Here is a 17,760-nt window from a genome sequence, read left to right as displayed (position 1 = left end):
CCGCCGGCCTCGGCCCGTCGCTCATTGCCGGGTGTAGGTCAGGGCCTCTCCGCTGTCGTTGTTGACCCGCCGCAGGGTGCCGTCGGGCAGCAGGGTGACCGTGGTGGGCTCACCCGGTGCGCAGGACGCGGCGGGGCCCGTCGTCACCGTCGAGGGGCCGATGCTCAGGGGGCCGTCGGAGTCCGGGGCGGCGGACAGGTCGGCCTCGAAGACGCAGTGGTAACTGCTGCCGCCCGCCGGGCCGTCGGCGACCAGCGAGAGCACGGTGTCGCCCACCTCGCCCTGCTGGATGGTCAGTCGCCGGGTGTGGACGCCCGACGCGTTGTCGATGGTCGTGGTCCACGTGCCCAGGTACGCCGTCGGGATGGTGCCGCCCTCGGGCGTCGGGGTCGTGGGACGGTCGGCGTCGGTCGTCGGGGAGGAGCCGTCCGGTGTCGGGTCCTGGCCCCGGTCCGGCCCCTGCGACGCGGCGGCCGTCGCGGTGGTGGCGGGGTCGCCGCCGGCCCGGTCGGCGCCGTCCCCGCCGCTCATCAGCGCGTAGACCGAGCCGCCGGCGCCCAGGGCCACCACCAGGGCGACCACGACCATGAACGCGGTCGAGCGCCCTCTGCGGGACGGCTCGTGGGGCGGCCCGTACGGCGGGGTCCCGTAGGGCGGCGGGCCGTAGGGCGGGGTCCCGTGCGGCGGCGGACCGTAGGGCGGGGTCGAGCCGAGAGCGCCGTACGGGTGCTGCGCGGGCTGCGGTGCGCCTTGGGCCGGTGCGTGGCCGTGGGAGACGGGCGGGGGTGCCGGAGCGCCCGGGCCCGCGACGAGGGTGGGCAGGTGGTTCAGCGGGGCGCCGCCGCTGCCCGGTTCGCGTGGGGGCGGGGGGCCAGACGGTTCTCCGGCCGGGGGCGCGGGACGGTCCGGGACCGGGTCCGGGTCCGGCGTACCCTGCCGCGGGTCCGCCGGCGCCGGTGCCTCCGGGTTCTCCGTGTCCAGCAGCCGCACCGCGTGCCGGCCGAGCTGGGCGACCAGCGCGCCGGGCAGCCAGGGGTCGCGGGAGCGGCCGTCGGCGACGGTGTCCTGGGCGCCCGTGCGGGCCAGCACCTCGGCCAGGGACGGGCGGGCGGCGGGGTCCTTCTTCAGGCAGTCGCGCACGAGGTCGGCGATGCCCTCGGGCACCCGGTCGAGGTCGGGCTCCTCCTGGGCGATGCGGAACATCAGGGCGTGCACGCCGCTGTTGGCGGTGCCGAAGGGCAGGCCGCCGGTGGCGGCGTAGGCGATGACGGAACCGAGGCAGAAGACGTCGCAGGCGGGCGTGATGCGGTCGCCGCGCACCTGCTCGGGCGCCATGAAGCCGGGCGAGCCGACCAGCGCGCCGGTGCGGGTGAGTCCACCGTCGGTCACCGTCTGCAGGGCGCGTGCGATGCCGAAGTCGATGACGCGGGGGCCGTCGATGGTGACGAGGACGTTGGACGGCTTGAGGTCGCGGTGGATGATCCCGGCGGCGTGGATGTCCTGGAGGGCGTGGGCGAGCCCGGCCGCCAGGGTCCGCACCGAGCGTTCCGGCAGGGCGCCGTGGTCGTGGCCGACGACCTGCTGGAGGCTGGGCCCGGCCACATACCCGGTGGCGACCCAGGGCACGGCGGCCTCGGTGTCGGCGTCCAGCACGGGTGCCGTCCAGTGGCCGCCGACCCGCCGGGCGGACTCGACCTCCTTGCGGAACCGCTCCCGGAACTCCTCCTGGGCGGCCAGTTCCTCGCGGACCAGCTTCACGGCGACCGTGCGGCCGCGGTCCGAGCGGGCCAGATAGACGTGGCCCATGCCGCCCGCGCCCAGTCTTCCCAGCAGCCGGTAGGCCCCGATGTGCCGCGGGTCCCCGTCCCCGAGCTTCTGCATGTTGCGCCGCCTTCCCCCCGAACGTGAGCAACGGATCGAGGATAGTGCGGGGCGGCGCCGCGGTGAGCCCGTCTGCCGCGCCTGTTGTCTACGGTTCCGTAACGGGCGGACCGCCGATGCCGTCCAGCGCCTTCGACAGCCGTTCGACGGCCTCGACCGCCTCCGCCAGCTCCGCGTCGGACCCGCACGCCTCGGCCAGCCGGTCGGCGAGCGCGGCGTGCCCGGGGCCGATGCGGGAGACGGCCGCGCGGCCCGCCTCGGTCGGCGCGAGGAGCTTGGCGCGGCGGTGGGCCGGGTTCGGCCGGTACTCGGCGAGGCCGCGTTCCACCAGCAGGTCGGCGACGCGCTGCACGCTCTGCCGGGTGATGCCCATCTCCCGCGCGATGCCGGAGACGGGCAGCGGCTCGGACAGCACCGCGCCGAGCACCTGCCACCGGGCGGCGGTGAGCCCGGCGGGGCGGGCCAGTTCCTCGGCGACCGCGAGGAACCGGCCGTTGAGCCGGAAGACGCCGACCGCGGCGCGGCTGAGCAGGTCCTGCCGCTCCCGGCCGCTCACGCGGCGCCCGCCTTCTCCAGCACCGCGTAGGCCTCCGGGTCGGAGTCGTGGAACAGCCGGTACCAGGCGTCCACCACCTCGCCCTCGTACACGCCGAGCAGGCCGAGGATCTCGCGGGCGAAGGCGACCGGCTCGGTGGGGCCGGCGGTGATCAGGCCGCGGTCGGTGACGGCGTCGGCCTCCACGTACCGCTCGCCGCCCGCGTAACCGGTGGCGGCCAGGTAGAAGGAGACGGCGCTGGTGTGCCGGCGGTCGTCGAGCAGGCCCTCGCGGGCGAGCCCGGCGGTGGCGCCGCAGATGGCGGCGACGGGGACGCCGGCGGCCAGGAAGGCGCGGGCGGTGCGGGCGAAGGGGGCGAGGTCGTCCCCGGTGTCCCAGAGGTCGGCGCCCGGGAGGACCAGCAGCGAGCTGTCCTCGGGGCGCAGGTCGGCGAGGGCCAGGTCGGGCTGGACGCGCAGGCCGCCGATGCTGGTGACGGGGGCGGTGGTCGGGGCGACGGTGCGGACGGTGTACCCGGCGCGGGCGAGGTGGGCCGTCGCGTGGCCGGTCTCCCAGTCGGCCAGCGTGTCGTACACGGCGAGGTGGACGGGCTTGCGGGTGCCGTTCATGACGTCTCCTCGGAGGGATCCGACGCGGGTCCGGAACGGGTCCGGAGCGGATCGGCGGGCGCGATGCCCTATGACAGAAGACTGTCATTTCGACAGAGTGCTGTCAATAGACCGTTCCGTGCGGCACCGGGCCGCCGCCCGTCACCACCGCCCGTCGACAACCTGTCGTGGAAAGCCCGCGTCCACAGACAGGACGCCGATTCCGTTTCCGCATCGCGGACATCTACCCTCGGCCGCATGACCCCTCAGCCCGATCCTCAGGCCGGCGCCGCCGTGAAGGCGGCGGACCGCGCGCACGTCTTCCACTCCTGGTCCGCGCAGGAGCTCATCGACCCGCTCGCCGTCGCCGGCGCCGAGGGGTCGTACTTCTGGGACTACGAAGGCAAGCGCTACCTCGACCTCTCCAGCGGCCTCGTCTACACCAACATCGGCTACCAGCACCCCAAGGTCGTCGCCGCGATCCAGGAGCAGGCGGCGAAGCTGGCGACGTTCGCGCCCGCGTTCGCCGTCGAGGCGCGCTCGGAGGCGGCCCGGCTGATCGCCGAGCGGACGCCCGGAGACCTCGACAAGATCTTCTTCACCAACGGCGGCGCGGACGCCGTCGAGCACGCCGTGCGCATGGCGCGGCTGCACACCGGCCGGCCGAAGGTGCTGTCGGCGTACCGCTCCTACCACGGCGGCACCCAGCAGGCGGTCAACATCACCGGCGACCCGCGCCGCTGGGCCTCGGACAGCGGCACCGCCGGGGTCGTGCACTTCTGGGCGCCCTTCCTGTACCGCTCGCGCTTCTACGCCGAGACCGAGGAGCAGGAGTGCGCGCGGGCGCTGGAGCACCTGGAGACGACGATCGCCTTCGAGGGCCCCGGGACCGTCGCCGCGATCATCCTGGAGACGATCCCGGGCACGGCCGGGATCATGATGCCGCCGGCCGGTTACCTGGCCGGGGTGCGCGAGATCTGCGACAAGTACGGGATCGTCTTCGTCCTGGACGAGGTCATGGCCGGCTTCGGGCGGACCGGCACGTGGTTCGCCGCCGACCTGTACGACGTGGTGCCCGACCTGATGACCTTCGCCAAGGGGGTGAACTCGGGCTACGTCCCGCTGGGCGGCGTCGCGATCTCCGGTGAGATCGCCGCGACCTTCGCCGAGCGGCCCTACCCGGGCGGCCTGACGTACTCCGGGCACCCGCTGGCCTGCGCCGCCGCCGTCGCCACCATCGGCGTGATGGAGGAGGAGGGCGTCGTGGAGAACGCCGCCCGCCTCGGCGCCGAGGTCGTCGAGCCCGCGCTGCGGGAGCTGGCCGAACGGCACCCGAGCGTCGGCGACGTGCGCGGTACCGGCATGTTCTGGGCGCTGGAGCTGGTGAAGAACCGAGAGACCCGGGAACCGCTGGTGCCGTACAACGCGACCGGTCAGGCGGCCACCCCGATGTCCGCCTTCGCCGCGTCCGCCAAGGCGCACGGCGTGTGGCCGTTCGTGAACATGAACCGGACCCACGTCGTCCCGCCGTGCACCGTCTCCGAGGCCGAGCTGAAGGAGGGCCTCGCGGCGCTGGACACCGCACTGTCCGTGGCGGACGAGTACACGGAGTGAGGGTCCTGCCCGCCTGCGGGCAGGAAGACGGCCCGAGCGCGTAAGGTGGCGTGCCCGTGCACCGCGGACAGGTGTGCGAGCACGCCACCGGCGTGTGTACGGCCGCCCGCGCGCCTGCGACGCGGATGGTCGCCCCCCGTACGCGACGAGGAGATCGCCCGACCATGCCCGGCCCCAGCCGCACCGGTGCCGTCACACGCAGCACCCTGCGGCAGCAGATCGCCGACGCGCTCCGCGACGAGGTGCTGGCCGGACGCCTCCAGCCGGGGCAGGAGTTCACCGTCAAGGAGATCGCCGAGCAGTACGGGGTCTCCGCGACGCCCGTGCGCGAGGCGCTGGTCGACCTGTCCGCGCAGGGGCTGCTCGACGCCGACCACCACCGCGGCTTCCGCGTCCACGAGTACTCGGTCGACGACTTCCGCGGCATGGTCGAGGCCCGCAGTCTCGTCATCGGCGGGATGTTCCTCGCCCTGGAGGGCGACCGGCTGGGCGGACCGGACCCCGCGGACGTGCGGATCGCCGCCGCGCTCGCCGGGGTCCGCCGGCGCGGCGAGGAGGCCCAGCGCGCCGCCACCGCCGGGGACCTGACCGTCCTCATCGGCTACGACCTGCGCTACTGGCGCGAGCTGGCCGTGCTCTTCGGCAACCCCTACCTCGCCGACTTCCTGCACCGGCTGCGCGTGCAGAGCTGGGTGTGCACGGTGCAGCACCTGCGCCGGCTCAGCGAGCTGCGCGGCGCGCTGTGGTCCGGGCACACCGAGCTGGTCGACGCCCTCGCCCGCCGCGACGCACCGGCCGCGCGGGCGCTGATCGACGCGTACAACGCCCACTCCCTGGAGCTGATCGAGCGGATCGCCCGGCGATGACGGACGCCTGACGTGTCGTGGCCCGCCCCCGAATGGGTATGGGATCTGCACGCACCGCGCACCGACTACGCTTCCTGACCGACCCGCCCGCCCACCGTGCTGTGTGAGGAGCCTCTTTTGGCCTGTGACCTGTGGCTGGTACCGCTCGTCGACATCTTGTGCCACACGCCGGACAACCCGTTCGCCGAGGAACTCGCGCAATACGACAAGGTGCTGGCCGAGGCCGGGCTGCCGCCGGTGCCGGTGTACCCGTACATGCCGGGCCTGTCCGGCGAGGTCGCGCCGGTGGCCGGGTTCGACTACGACGCGCTGCACTTCCTGCGCCGGGCGTACCTGCTCCAGGTCTGCGGACTGCCGGTGAGCCCCGTGGACGAACTGGGCGGCGACTACGAGCAGTTGCTGGAGATGTTCGAGTCCACGGCCCAGCAGTCGCATCTGGTCTGGCACTACGACCACGCGGGCGCCTACGTCCCGGTGGACTTCCCGCACCCCCTCTCCAGCGACGAACTCCTGGCCGGAGGCGGCCCCCTGGGCTCCTCGCACACCCTGCTGCGGGAACTGGAGGCCGTCGCCCCGGCCCTCGGCATCGACCCGGCCAACCCCCCGGCGCCACCGGCGGCACCGCTCGCCCCGACGGAGCTGGAGGAACCCGCCGCTCCCGTGCCGTACGACGCGAGTCCCTTCTCCCGCGAGCGGCACGTCTGGCTGGGACTGCACGCGGCGGCCACCCGGAGCCTGGCCCAGGGGTCGATGATCGTGTTCAGCTGATCCACCGACGCACGCCGAGGGCGCGGCGGGCGGTCAGCCCAGCTGGGAGAGCCCCTTCGCCAGGTCGTCGCCGTTCATGATCGGGCAGACGTCGACCTCGGCGTTCAGCTCCATGAAGAACGGTTCGCCGATCGGCGGCATCTGCGAACTGTCCTGCATGTCGAAGAAGAGCAGGGCCGTCCGCCGTCCGTCGATGGTGCCGAAGTAGGCGGCCTCCGGCTTGATGTGGTCGATGGTCTCCTTCATGAGATCCGCCATCTTGCCGCTGCGGATCACCTCGTTCGACTTCTCGGTGTCCAGCGTCGCCTTGAGCAGCACGCGCATCGCACTCACCTTCTTCTGCCGACGCGACGTGTACAGCCTCAGCCTATGCGTCCATGACCGAGATGCGCAGTTCGCCCAGTCGGTCCGGTTCCGCGATCACGTCGATGCCGGTGATGAGGCCGTCGTCCGCGAAGGTGAAGCGGAGTACGACGCGCAGCCTGCCCCGCTCGGCCATGGCCAGGCCGATCCGGCCGTCGACCAGTACCACGCCGGTGAACCGCGCCCGCGCCATCGAGGCCATCGCTCCCCGGGCGACCGGCTCGACGCCGGTGACGACGAAGGGCTCGGGCGTCGGGACGACCGCGGCGTCGGCGCGCAGGACGACGTCCGGGTGGAGCAGGGAGACCAGCGCCTCGAAGTGGCCGCCGCGGGTGGCCGCCAGATACGCGTCGACCGCGCGGCGCCGGCGGGGCGGGTCCGCCTCGGGCGCGGGCACGCCCCGGACCCGGCGACGGGCGCGGCTGGCCAGCTGGCGGGTGGCGGCGGGGGTCTTGTCGAGCATCGCGGCGATGTCGTCGAAGGGCACGTCGAACATGTCGTGCAGGACGAACGCGAGCCGTTCCGCGGGGCCCAGGGTGTCCAGGACGATCAGCAGCGCCACGCCGACCTCGTCGGCGAGCTGGGCCTCCGCGGCGGGGTCGGGACCGGTGGTGCCCGTCCGCGGCCCCTCGTCCAGCGGCTCCTCGCGGCGGGTGTCGCGGGCGCGGAGCATGTTGAGGCAGACGCGGGCGACGACGGTGGTGAGCCAGCCGGAGGGATTCTCCACCTCGGAGGTGTCCGCGCGGTCGGCCCGCAGCCAGGCGTCCTGGAGGGCGTCGTCGGCCTCGCTCAGGGAACCGAGGATGCGGTACGCGACGGCCCGCAGCCGGGGGCGGTCCCGCTCGAAGTGCTCGGTCATCGCGTCGGGTCGTCCGGGCACGTGCGGCTTCCCTCCGGGTCCTCGGGGTGTGGACCCAGTGAATCACCGGGCGCCCGGTGCCCTCAGCGGATCAAGGAGATTCCCGGCGGCCACAGCACCCCGTCCGCCAGCAGCAGGGACGGGCCCAGGTGCACCGGGCACACCCGCAGCGGCGTCCTGCGGTGCCGGGCGACCTCGAAACGGGCCGGGTCGCCGCAGTCCTCCGGGACGCCCTCGCCGCCGTACGGGCCCCGGCAGGAAGCGGCGCGGTCGCGGTCGGTCATGCCCACGATCCGACACCAGGCCCCGCGCCGACGCCCGGGGAAGGGGGCCGAACGGCTGGGGTGCGGCCTAGGGAGCGATCTCGGCGTCCTGGAGGCCGACGCACTTACGCTCCTGCGGGATCCACTTCACGGCGGGGTCCAGCACGGCCAGGACACCGCCCACCTCCTCGCGCGGCCCGGTGTAGGTCAGCTCGACGGCCGGGGAGCGGCCGTAGGTCCGCAGGACGCTCACACCGTCGGCCTTGAGCCGCTTCTCGTCCAGCACCCAGTCGACGCCGTCGGCCGTGACGCAGAGGTTGATGTTGGGCGGCAGCTCCTCGGCACCGCAGCGGAACACCGCCTTCTGGCCGCCCCAGGAGGCGACGCCGTCCCCGAGGGCCCAGTCGCGCGAGGCGCCGGGTATGTCGTCGGGGAGGCGGTCGACCACCTTGCCGCACTTGGCGTCGTCCGCGTGCGGGGCGGCGGAGACGCGGTGGCTGTCGACGTAGAGGAGCCCGCCGGTGACGGCGACGGCCGCGACGGCCGTCCAGATCCACATCCGGGTGGTGGGCTTCCGCATGTTCCGATCCGTTCCGTGCCGGCCCTGCCGGCCGTGCTGTCCGTCCGCCGCTGACACCGGCCAGCGTATCCGCCGTCCGAAAGCCGGTGGCCGGGGCCCCGAACGGGTCCCCGGCCACCGGTCTGCCTCCCGGTCCCCTACAGGAACGAGTTGATCTCGATCGTCTCGTCCCGGCCCGGGCCGACGCCGATCGCGGAGATCGGGGCGCCGGACATCTCCTCCAGCGCCTTGACGTACGCCTGGGCGTTCTTCGGCAGCTCGGAGAAGGACTTCGCCTTGCTGATGTCCTCGCTCCAGCCCGGCAGCATCTCGTAGACCGGCTTCGCGTGGTGGAAGTCGGACTGCGAGTACGGCAGCTCCTCGACGCGCTTGCCGTCGATCTCGTACGCCACACAGACCGGGATCTGCTCCCAGCCGGTGAGGACGTCGAGCTTGGTGAGGAAGAAGTCGGTGAGGCCGTTGACGCGGGTGGCGTAGCGGGCGATCACCGCGTCGAACCAGCCGCAGCGCCGGTCGCGGCCGGTGGTGACGCCGCGCTCGCCGCCGATGCGCCGCAGGGCCTCGCCGTCCTCGTCGAACAGCTCGGTCGGGAACGGGCCGGCGCCGACGCGGGTCGTGTACGCCTTGAGGATGCCGATGACCCGGCTGATCTTCGTCGGGCCCACGCCGGCGCCGGTGCAGGCGCCGCCCGCGGTCGGGTTCGACGAGGTGACGAAGGGGTACGTGCCGTGGTCGATGTCGAGCAGCGTGCCCTGGCCGCCCTCGAAGAGGACCACCTTGTCGTCGTCGAGGGCCTGGTTGAGGACCAGGACGGTGTCGGCGACGTACGGGGCGAGCTTGTCCGCGTAGCCCAGCAGCTCCTCGACCACCTGGTCGACGGCGATCGCGCGCCGGTTGTAGAGCTTGGTGAGCATCTGGTTCTTGACGTCCAGCGCCGCTTCGACCTTCTGGGTGAGGATCGACTCGTCGTAGAGGTCCTGGACGCGGATGCCGACGCGGTTGATCTTGTCGGCGTAGGTCGGGCCGATGCCGCGACCGGTCGTGCCGATCTTGCGCTTGCCGAGGAAGCGTTCCGTCACCTTGTCGACGGTCACGTTGTACGGCGTGATGATGTGCGCGTTTCCGCTGATCAGGAGCTTGGACGTGTCGACGCCTCGCTCGTTCAGCCCGCTCAGCTCGGAGAACAGGACCGACGGGTCGACGACGACGCCGTTACCGATGACCGGCGTGCAGCCGGGGGAGAGAATCCCGGAAGGGAGCAGGTGGAGGGCGTACTTCTGATCGCCCACGACTACCGTGTGGCCGGCGTTGTTGCCGCCCTGGTAGCGCACCACATAGTCGACGGAGCCACCGAGCAGGTCCGTCGCCTTTCCCTTGCCTTCGTCACCCCACTGAGCACCGAGCAGCACAAGTGCGGGCACGCGCGTACACCCCTTCCGGGCGGGGCATGTCCATGGTCGAGGGCGTATGAGGTGGGTTTCCGCCACGTACACCGCGACCGTCGTTGGCCGCCAACCGTCGGACCGGATGCCCCGGAATAGACGAAGCCCCTGGCGCAATAGCGCAAGGGGCTCTTGCACAAAGATGCTACCCGAGGAAGCGAGGCATGGCCGAGGTGGCGACTTCCGCGAGCTCTTCCGCGAACTCTTCCGCGAGGTCCGATCAGCTTCTGGTGGTCGTCGATCCGGTCGCCCGGCGGACGGACGGGGAGTCCGTCCGGATCGCGAAAGACGTGCTCAGCGCGGGTGCGTCGAGCACCAAGGTGTGCCTGCCGGACGACGGGGAGGAGTTCGCGCGGGCGCTGCGGCGGCGGGGGTCGCGGCGGCCCGTGGTGGTCGGCGACGACCGTGCGCTGCTGCGCGCCGTGGGCCTGCTGCACCGGCACCGGGAGCTGGCGGAGTGCGCGCTGTCCGTGGTGCCGGTGGGGCCGGTGCTGGGTCTCACCCGGTCGCTGGGACTGCCGTCGGGGGCGGTGGCGGCGGCGCGTGCGGTGCTGGACGGGGCCGAGCGGCGGCTGGACCTGCTCGTCGACGACAGCGACGGGGTGGTGCTGGGGGCGGTGGGGATTCCGCCGGTCGCCGGGCACGGGGACGAGGGCGCTCCGGCGGGCGCGCACGGCGACGCCCCGCCCGGGGCGCCGCACCAAGCGTCCGCGGCGGTGAGGCCCTGGCTGCGGACCTGCAGGTCGCTCGTACGGACGCTGGCGTCCTCGCGGCCGGTGCGGGGCGCGGCGGCACCGGGGTCGGCCGGTCCCGCCCGGCTGCGGGTGGAGGTCGACGGGGTGACGCTGGTGGACCTGGACCGGCCGGTCCAGGGGGTCTCGGTGGTGCCGGGCGCCGGCGGGGTGGCGGAGGTGGAGGTGCGGCCGGTGCCGGTGGGCGTCGCGCAGGAGCCACCGCTGACGGCGCGGGGGCGGACGGTGACCGTGTCGGGGGCGCACTTCCGGTACCGGGCGGACGCGGTGGTGTCCGGGCCGGTGGGGACACGGACGTGGGTGGTGCGGGAGGGGGCCTGGGGGCTGACGCTGCCGGCCGGGTAGGGGACGGGGGGCGGGGTGGGCTCGGGTCCGGCGGCGGGGGGTGGGGGCGGGCTCGGGTCGGCTCGGCATCCGGCTGCACGGGGTGGGCTCGGGCCCGGCGGCGCGGGGCGGGGTCGGTGGCGCGGGTCGGCTCGGGCTCGGCGCGGGGCAGGGTCCGGCGGCGCGGGGTGGACTCGGCGGCTCGGGTCGGTTCGGTCGGGGGCGCGGGGTCAGCCGTGCCCGAACCGCTTCTCCCGGTGGATCCGCCAGCGTTCCATCATCGCGGCGATCTCCTCGTCGACGAACTCGAAGAAGGCCAGCGTCTCGGCCAGGCGGCGGCCCGCCGGGGTGTCCGCGCCGAGGCTGGTCACGCCCTCGCGCAGGGCGCTCTCCCACCGCTTGATGATCGCCTCCCGGTTGGTCAGCGCCTCGTACCACTGGTCGCTGTGCACCCGGTACCGCTCCCGGCGCGAGCCCGGCTCACGCTCGCGCGAGACCATGTGCTGCTGGGCGAGGTACCGCACGGCGCCGGAGACGGCGGCCGGGCTGACCTGGAGCCGTTCGCCGAGTTCGGCCGAGGTCAGGGCGCCCGAGTCGGAGGAGAGCAGCGCGGCGAAGACCCGGGCCGGCATGCGCTGCATCCCGGCCTCGACGAGCTGGGCGGCGAAGCCCTCCACGAACTTCGACACCGCCCGCGGGTCACGCTCCCGCTCCGTCGGCTCCGCGGCTTCCCTCATGCCTCGATCATCCCTCACATCCTGACGCTTTCTTAACTTCACAAATTTCTGAAAGTACCGTACGTTCCAAAGTATGACGAAGGCAATCAGCGTCTCGGGACTCCACAAGTCGTTCGGCCCCACGCGCGCGCTGGACGGCCTCGATCTGGCCGTCGAGGCCGGTGAGGTGCACGGGTTCCTCGGCCCCAACGGCGCCGGAAAGTCCACCACCATCCGCGTCCTGCTCGGCCTGCTGCGGGCCGACTCCGGCGCGGCCCAGGTCCTGGGCATGGACCCGTGGGCGCGGGCGGTCGAGCTGCACCGCCGTCTCGCCTACGTCCCCGGCGACGTCGAACTGTGGCCCAACCTGACCGGCGGCGAGGCCATCGACCTGCTGGCGCGGCTGCGCGGCGGGCTGGACGTGCGGCGCCGGGCCGAGCTGATCGAGCGCTTCGGCCTGGACCCGACGAAGAAGGGCCGGGCGTACTCCAAGGGCAACCGGCAGAAGGTCGCCATCGTGGCCGCGCTCGCCTCCGACGCCGAGCTGCTGCTCCTGGACGAGCCGACCGCGGGCCTGGACCCGCTGATGGAGGTCGTCTTCCAGGACGTCATCGGCGAGGCCAAGGCGGCGGGCAGGACGGTGCTGCTCTCCAGTCACATCCTGGCCCAGGTGGAGAAGCTCGCCGACCGGGTGAGCATCGTCCGGCGCGGGCGGATCGTCCAGTCCGGCACCCTCGGCGAGCTGCGCCACCTGACCCGCACCACCATCGAGGCGGAGACCGAACGCCCCGCCACCGGCCTGGACGCCCTGCCCGGCGTCCACGACGTGCGGACCGGGGACGGACGCGTGCACTTCGCGGTCGACGGCGGCGAGGTGGACGGCGCGGTCCGCAAGCTCACCGAGTTCGGCATCCGCAGCCTGGTCAGCCACCCGCCGACGCTGGAGGAGCTGATGCTCCGCCACTACGACGACGCCCTGCCGGCCGCCGACCGGCACGGCACGGGCGGCGAGCGCGATGCCCGCGGCGCGGGCGGCTCGGACGGCGTGGCGCGGGGAGGCGTGCGATGACCTCCGCGACCAAGACCGCCGGCGTCGGGGCCCCGGCGCGTCCCGGGACCACCGCGGGCGGCGGCGCGCTGGCCGGCACCGGCACGCTCGTCCGCTTCGCCCTGCGCCGCGACCGCGTCCGGCTCCCGGTGTGGATCCTCGCGCTGCTGCTGGGCACCCTGTCGACCGCGAACAGCTACGCCGAGCTGTACGGCACGCCCGAGGACCGGGCGAACGCCGTGGAGACCATGGGCAGCCCGGCCGGACTCGCCATGTCCGGCCCGCGTCACTACCTCGACGACTACACCTCCGGCGCCATGCTCGGCCACCAGATGCTCGGCTTCACGGTCGTCCTGGTCGGCCTGATGAGCGTCCTGGTGATCACCCGCCACACCCGCGCCGAGGAGGAGACCGGCAGGGCCGAACTGCTGCGCTCCACGGTCGTCGGCCGGCACGCCCACCTCGCCGCCGCCCTCTCGGTCGCGGCCCTGGCCAACCTCGTCCTCGGCCTGCTGCTGGCGCTCGGCCTGGGCGGCCTCGGCATCGACGGCGTCGACGCGGGCGGATCGCTGCTGTACGGCGCGGCCCATGCCGCCGCCGGCCTCGTCTTCGCCGGCGTGGCCGCCGTCACCGCCCAGCTCACCGCGCACGCCCGCGGCGCCACCGGCACGGCCCTCGCGGTCATCGGCGCCGCCTACGTGCTGCGCGCCGCCGGTGACAGCGGCGAGAGCGGCGCCCTGTCCTGGCTCTCCCCGATCGGCTGGGCGCAGCGCACCTACGTCTACGTCGACGACGACTGGTGGCCGCTGCTGCTCTGCCTCGCCCTGGCGGCGGGGTGCGCGGCGACGGGCTTCGCGCTCTCCACCCGGCGGGACGTGGGCGCGGGCATCCGGCCGCAGAAGCCGGGCCGGCCGGTCGCCTCCCCCGCGCTCGGCACCCCGCTCGGTCTCGCCCTGCGGCTGCACCGCGGCATGCTGGCCGGTTTCGGCGCGGGCCTGTTCCTGATGGGCGCGATGTACGGGTCGATCCTCGGACAGGCCGAGGACATGCTGAAGGACATCGACCAGCTCCAGGAGGCCCTGGAACGCATCGGCGGCACCGGCATCGCCGAGGCGTTCGCCTCGATGGTGATGGTGGTCGTCGCCGTGGTCGCCGCGGTGTACGTGGTCATGGCCGCGCTGCGGGCCCGCGCCGAGGAGACGGCGGGCCGGGCCGAACCGCTGCTCGCCACCGGACTGTCGCGTGGCCGCTGGGCCGGCAGTCATCTGGCCGTGGCCATGGGCGGCGGCACGCTCGCCCTGCTGGTGGCGGGCCTCGGCTTCGGCATCGCGGGCGCCGCCTCCACGGGCGACGGCGCCCTGGTGCCCAGGCTGGTCGGCGCCGCCCTCGCCTACGCACCCGCCCTGTGGGTCACGGTCGGGGTGGCCGCGGTGCTGTTCGGCTGGCTCCCGCGGGCGAGCGCGGCGGCCTGGATCGTGCCGGTGTACGCCTTCGTCGTCGGCTACCTCGGCCAGATCCTGCGGTTCCCCGGCTGGATGAACAACCTCTCCCCCTTCGGCCACGTCCCCCGGCTCCCCGCGGCCGACCTGGACTGGACCCCGCTGCTGGTGCTGACCCTCATCGCGGCCGGTCTGGTGTGGCTGGGGCTGGCGGGCTTGAGGCGCCGGGACCTGGAGACGAAGTAGGGCCCGGGCCGTGCGGTCAGGCCGTGCGGTCACGCCGTCCGGTCAGACCTCGACGGCCAGCCCCTTCAGGCCCCGGATGACGAAGTTCGGTGTGCGCTCCGGCTCGGCGGTGGGCCGGAGCGTCGGCGCGTGCTCCAGCAGGGCGGTCATGGACGCGGCCAGTTCGATGCGGGCCAGCGGCGCGCCGATGCAGTAGTGGATACCGGCGCTGAACGAGATGTGCGGGTTGTCGCGGCGGGCGAGGTCGAGGCGGTCCGGCGCGGTGAAGACCGCCGGGTCGTGGTTGGCGGAGCCGAAGAGCATCGCCACCTCCGCGCCCCGCGGGATCGTCGTCCCGTCGATCTCGATCTCGTCCAGCACCCAGCGTTCGAAGAGCTGGAGCGGGGTGTCGTAGCGCATCAGCTCCTCCACGGCGGTCGGGACCAGGGAGTGGTCCGCGCGCAGGGCGGCGAGCTGGGCCGGGTCGCGGAACAGCGCCCACCAGCCGTTGACCGTGGTGTTCACCGTGGCCTCGTGACCGGCGTTCAGCAGCAGGGCGCAGGTGGAGACCATCTCCTGCTCGGTGAGGCGGTCGTCCTCGTCGTGGGCGGCGATCAGGGCCGAGACCAGATCGTCGCCGGGCGTCTTCCGGCGGGCCGCGATCAGTGTGCGCAGATACTCCGAGAACTCGAGCGACGCGCGCACCGCCCGGGCCGCCGTCTCCTCGGACGGGTTCAGCTCGTACATCCCGCAGATGTCCGCCGACCAGGGCCGCAGCGGGGCGCGGTCGGACTCCGGGATGCCCAGCATCTCGGCGATCACGGCGACCGGCAGCGGTTCGGCGACGTCGGTCAGCAGGTCACCGCCGCCGGCCGCGACGAGATCGCCGACCAGCTCGTCGGCGAGGGAGCGGACGTACGGCTTCAGCCGCTCCACCGTCCGGGGCGTGAACGCCTTCGACACCAGGCGCCGGATGCGGGTGTGGTCCGGCGGCTCCAGGTCGAGCATCCCGTGGTCGTTGAGCGTGTGGAAGGGCTCGTGCTCCGGGGGCGGCGGGGTGCGGCCGAACTCCTCGTGCGTGAACCGGTGCACGTAGGTCCGGCCCAGGCGGCGGTCGCGCAGCAGCGCCGAGACGTCCGCGTGGTGCGGCACCAGCCACTGGTCGCTCGGCTCGTAGTAGAGCACGCGGCCCCGTGCCCGCAGCTCGGCGTAGGCGGGGTACGGGTCGGCGACGAACGCCGGGTCCCACGGGTCGAAGCTGTCGAAGACTGCCATGGACGGACGCTAGCCGGTGACGTCCCCGCTGAACAGGGGGGTGAGCGGGGACGGGACGCCGGCCCGCCGGGGGGGGCACGCGGAGCCGCTCCGAGCGCCGCGTCAGGCCCCTCCCTGCGGTCTCCTCACCCCGGCGTCACCAGCCGCGCCTCGTACGCGAACACCGCCGCCTGCGTACGGTCGCGCAGGCCGAGCTTCACCAGGATGCGACTGACGTGGGTCTTGATCGTCGACTCGGCGACCACCAGGCGCCCGGCGATCTCCGCGTTCGACAGGCCCTGCGCGATCAGCACCAGCACCTCCGTCTCCCGCTCGGTCAGATCGCCGTAGGCCGCCTGCGCCTGGGGCATCAGACGCGGGCCGTCGGACAGCTTCGAGAACTCGGTGATCAGACGTCGGGTGATCGAGGGGGCGAGCAGGGCCTCACCGGCGGCCACCACCCGGACGCCGTCGGCGAGCTGCCGGGCCGAGGCGTCCTTGAGCAGGAAGCCGGAGGCGCCCGCCCGCAGCGCCTGGTACACGTACTCGTCGAGGTCGAAGGTGGTGAGGACGAGCACCTTCGCCGTCCCGTCGGCGGCGACGATCTCCCGGGTCGCCTCGATACCGTTCAGCTCCGGCATGCGGATGTCCATCAGGACGACGTCGGGGCCGAGTTCGCGGACCTTGGCCACGGCCTCCCGGCCGTTGACCGCCTCACCGACGACCTCGATGTCCGGCATCGCGTTGAGCAGCACCGAGAAGCCCTCACGCACCATCATCTGGTCGTCGGCGATCAGTACGCGGATCGTGCGGTCGGTCATGCGTCACCCTCGCTCGGCGCGGTGACCGGCAGGAACACCGCGACCTCGTATCCCCCGTCGTCGGTGGGGCCGGCCGTCATCTCGCCGTTCAGCATCGACACCCGCTCGCGCATGCCGGTGATGCCGTGCCCGGCGCCGGGCGAGGGCTTCACCAGCGAGGGCTCGGGCATCGGCCCGTTGACGATTCTCAGGCCCAGTCCGCCCAGGACGTAGGAGACCTCGACGCGGGCCGTGGCGCCGGGCGCGTGCCGCAGGCTGTTGCTCAGCGCCTCCTGCACGATCCGGTACGCCGACAGCTCCACCCCCGGGGGCAGCTCGCGCACCGCGCCGGTCACCGCCTTGTCCACGCTCAGTCCGGCGTCGCGCACATTGCCGAGCAGGGCGTCCAGGTCGGCGAGGGTGGGCTGGGGGGCGTCCGGTGCCTCGTAGTCCTCGGCGCGGACGACGCCGAGGACGCGGCGCAGCTCGGTGAGGGCCGCCACCGCGTTCTCCCGGATGGTGGCGAAGGCGCGCTCCAGCTCCGGCGGCGGATTCTCCACCCGGTAGGGGGCGGCCTCGGCCTGGATGGCGACCACCGACATGTGGTGGGCGACCACATCGTGCAGCTCGCGGGCGATGGTGGTGCGCTCCTCCAGCAGGGTGCGCCGGGACCGCTCGTGCGCGGTGACCGTCTGCTGCGCGGTCACCTGCCGCCGGGCGTCGCGGCGGATGTGCCAGACGGAGACCACCAGCAGGGCGAGCGCGGCGAGGGTCAGCAGCGGCGCCGAGTTGGTGCTGAAGTGGCCGCCGCCGAACAGGGTCTCCGTGACGAAGGCGTAGGCCGCGGTCAGCGCCCACATCCACGCGGCCGTGCGGGGGCGGGTGCGTATCGCCACGAGGACCAGCACCGTCAGGTGGCACATGAAGGCGCCGGGCAGCCACGGCCAGTCGCCGAAGCTGCTGCCGAGGAACCCGGTCAGCGGGGTCGCCGCCATCGACATCCAGAAGGCACCGACCGGGCGGACCAGCGTGGCCAGCACCGGCAGGGCGCACGCGAGGCCGCTCAGCATGGCGAGGAGGCCCTCGCTCTGGCCGTTGGCCACCGAGCCGCCCCAGAAGCAGAGCAGCGCGGCGAAGCCCACCACCGCGTACGGGATGCGGGTCGCGTACTGCCGGAGCCGGGCCGGGAGACGACGCGTCACCGGGCCGTCCGGGGACACGCGGGGCAGGGGGCGGTAGGCGAACGCGTCGTGGAACAGGTCCTCGCGCAGGCCGCGCAGGGCGTCCATGGCCAGCCGGTACTCGGGGCTGCGGGACCCGCTTCCGTCTCCGGAGGGCACGGTCCGCGTCTGGGTCGTCTCGGTCACGTTGTCACGGTAGGCGCCGGCGGGGTGCCCGGTCGTCACCAGTGAGAGGGGTCCTT

The 17,760-nt window shown here is 73.6% G+C and carries 18 protein-coding genes; 6 read left to right on the top strand and 12 right to left on the bottom strand.

Annotation, left to right across the window (positions count from 1 at the left end; translation table 11 throughout):
* Nucleotides 1-21: 21 nt before the first annotated feature.
* The 3 genes from ACFZP7_RS18750 to ACFZP7_RS18740 form a co-directional block, all read right to left on the bottom strand.
* Nucleotides 22-1,881 (bottom strand): serine/threonine-protein kinase, encoded by a 1,860-nt coding sequence (locus tag ACFZP7_RS18750; protein WP_385634896.1) that lies wholly within the window; start codon nt 1,879-1,881, stop codon nt 22-24.
* Between the two features lie 88 nt (nt 1,882-1,969).
* Nucleotides 1,970-2,437, bottom strand: a complete 468-nt coding sequence (locus ACFZP7_RS18745) for a MarR family winged helix-turn-helix transcriptional regulator (protein ID WP_019324946.1) — start codon at nt 2,435-2,437, stop codon at nt 1,970-1,972.
* Complete coding sequence (locus ACFZP7_RS18740; protein ID WP_385634894.1) at nt 2,434-3,045, bottom strand: type 1 glutamine amidotransferase family protein; 612 nt, start codon at nt 3,043-3,045, stop codon at nt 2,434-2,436. Before ACFZP7_RS18740 ends, ACFZP7_RS18745 begins: the two co-directional genes overlap by 4 nt.
* Before the next feature lie 237 nt (nt 3,046-3,282).
* Here ACFZP7_RS18740 and ACFZP7_RS18735 point away from each other — a divergent pair, with 237 nt between their 5' ends.
* From ACFZP7_RS18735 to ACFZP7_RS18725, 3 genes are all read left to right on the top strand, one after another.
* A complete protein-coding gene (locus ACFZP7_RS18735) occupies nt 3,283-4,638 on the top strand; it encodes an aspartate aminotransferase family protein (RefSeq protein ID WP_086877901.1) in 1,356 nt (451 codons plus the stop codon).
* 164 nt (nt 4,639-4,802) lie between these two features.
* Nucleotides 4,803-5,504, top strand: a complete 702-nt coding sequence (locus ACFZP7_RS18730) for a GntR family transcriptional regulator (protein WP_019324943.1) — start codon at nt 4,803-4,805, stop codon at nt 5,502-5,504.
* A 117-nt stretch (nt 5,505-5,621) separates the two neighbouring features.
* On the top strand, nt 5,622-6,272 hold the full coding sequence (locus ACFZP7_RS18725; RefSeq protein ID WP_019324942.1) for a hypothetical protein: 651 nt from the start codon (nt 5,622-5,624) through the stop codon (nt 6,270-6,272).
* 33 nt (nt 6,273-6,305) lie between these two features.
* Here the strand turns inward: ACFZP7_RS18725 and ACFZP7_RS18720 are convergent, their stop codons facing one another.
* The 5 genes from ACFZP7_RS18720 to ACFZP7_RS18700 form a co-directional block, all read right to left on the bottom strand.
* Nucleotides 6,306-6,596 (bottom strand): hypothetical protein, encoded by a 291-nt coding sequence (locus ACFZP7_RS18720; RefSeq protein ID WP_031018987.1) that lies wholly within the window; start codon nt 6,594-6,596, stop codon nt 6,306-6,308.
* Between the two features lie 43 nt (nt 6,597-6,639).
* A complete protein-coding gene (locus ACFZP7_RS18715; RefSeq protein WP_019324940.1) occupies nt 6,640-7,494 on the bottom strand; it encodes a sigma-70 family RNA polymerase sigma factor in 855 nt (284 codons plus the stop codon).
* 83 nt (nt 7,495-7,577) lie between these two features.
* Entirely contained in the window at nt 7,578-7,778 is a 201-nt protein-coding gene (locus tag ACFZP7_RS18710; protein WP_019324939.1) for a hypothetical protein, read from the bottom strand.
* A gap of 67 nt (nt 7,779-7,845) precedes the next feature.
* Nucleotides 7,846-8,337 (bottom strand): DUF3515 family protein, encoded by a 492-nt coding sequence (locus tag ACFZP7_RS18705; RefSeq protein WP_019324938.1) that lies wholly within the window; start codon nt 8,335-8,337, stop codon nt 7,846-7,848.
* Nucleotides 8,338-8,474: 137 nt separating this feature from the next.
* Complete coding sequence (locus tag ACFZP7_RS18700) at nt 8,475-9,758, bottom strand: adenylosuccinate synthase (protein ID WP_030972881.1); 1,284 nt, start codon at nt 9,756-9,758, stop codon at nt 8,475-8,477.
* Nucleotides 9,759-9,943: 185 nt separating this feature from the next.
* Here ACFZP7_RS18700 and ACFZP7_RS18695 point away from each other — a divergent pair, with 185 nt between their 5' ends.
* Nucleotides 9,944-10,876: a diacylglycerol kinase family protein gene (locus ACFZP7_RS18695; protein WP_385634892.1), complete on the top strand. Its 933-nt coding sequence runs from the start codon at nt 9,944-9,946 to the stop codon at nt 10,874-10,876.
* 209 nt (nt 10,877-11,085) lie between these two features.
* Here ACFZP7_RS18695 and ACFZP7_RS18690 read toward each other — a convergent pair whose 3' ends face one another.
* On the bottom strand, nt 11,086-11,592 hold the full coding sequence (locus ACFZP7_RS18690) for a GbsR/MarR family transcriptional regulator (RefSeq protein WP_019324935.1): 507 nt from the start codon (nt 11,590-11,592) through the stop codon (nt 11,086-11,088).
* A gap of 73 nt (nt 11,593-11,665) precedes the next feature.
* Here ACFZP7_RS18690 and ACFZP7_RS18685 point away from each other — a divergent pair, with 73 nt between their 5' ends.
* Both ACFZP7_RS18685 and ACFZP7_RS18680 read left to right on the top strand, forming a co-directional pair.
* The gene (locus tag ACFZP7_RS18685; RefSeq protein WP_385634890.1) at nt 11,666-12,640 is read left to right on the top strand and encodes an ATP-binding cassette domain-containing protein; all 975 of its coding nucleotides are present in this window, start codon (nt 11,666-11,668) and stop codon (nt 12,638-12,640) included.
* Nucleotides 12,637-14,304, top strand: a complete 1,668-nt coding sequence (locus tag ACFZP7_RS18680; RefSeq protein ID WP_385634888.1) for an ABC transporter permease — start codon at nt 12,637-12,639, stop codon at nt 14,302-14,304. Before ACFZP7_RS18685 ends, ACFZP7_RS18680 begins: the two co-directional genes overlap by 4 nt.
* A 42-nt stretch (nt 14,305-14,346) precedes the next feature.
* On the opposite strand, the gene ACFZP7_RS18675 is transcribed toward ACFZP7_RS18680, so the two are convergent.
* The 3 genes from ACFZP7_RS18675 to ACFZP7_RS18665 form a co-directional block, all read right to left on the bottom strand.
* A complete protein-coding gene (locus ACFZP7_RS18675) occupies nt 14,347-15,558 on the bottom strand; it encodes a cytochrome P450 (RefSeq protein WP_127435816.1) in 1,212 nt (403 codons plus the stop codon).
* Nucleotides 15,559-15,683: 125 nt separating this feature from the next.
* Nucleotides 15,684-16,358 (bottom strand): response regulator transcription factor, encoded by a 675-nt coding sequence (locus ACFZP7_RS18670; protein ID WP_019324931.1) that lies wholly within the window; start codon nt 16,356-16,358, stop codon nt 15,684-15,686.
* A complete protein-coding gene (locus ACFZP7_RS18665) occupies nt 16,355-17,704 on the bottom strand; it encodes a sensor histidine kinase (RefSeq protein WP_239471353.1) in 1,350 nt (449 codons plus the stop codon). The genes ACFZP7_RS18670 and ACFZP7_RS18665 overlap by 4 nt, the downstream gene beginning before the upstream one ends.
* Nucleotides 17,705-17,760 lie beyond the last annotated feature (56 nt).

The sequence above is a fragment of the Streptomyces sp. SudanB5_2050 genome, assembly GCF_964272335.1.
GTDB lineage: Bacteria > Actinomycetota > Actinomycetes > Streptomycetales > Streptomycetaceae > Streptomyces > Streptomyces rochei.
This window is presented reverse-complemented; position numbering and strand designations above follow the sequence as displayed.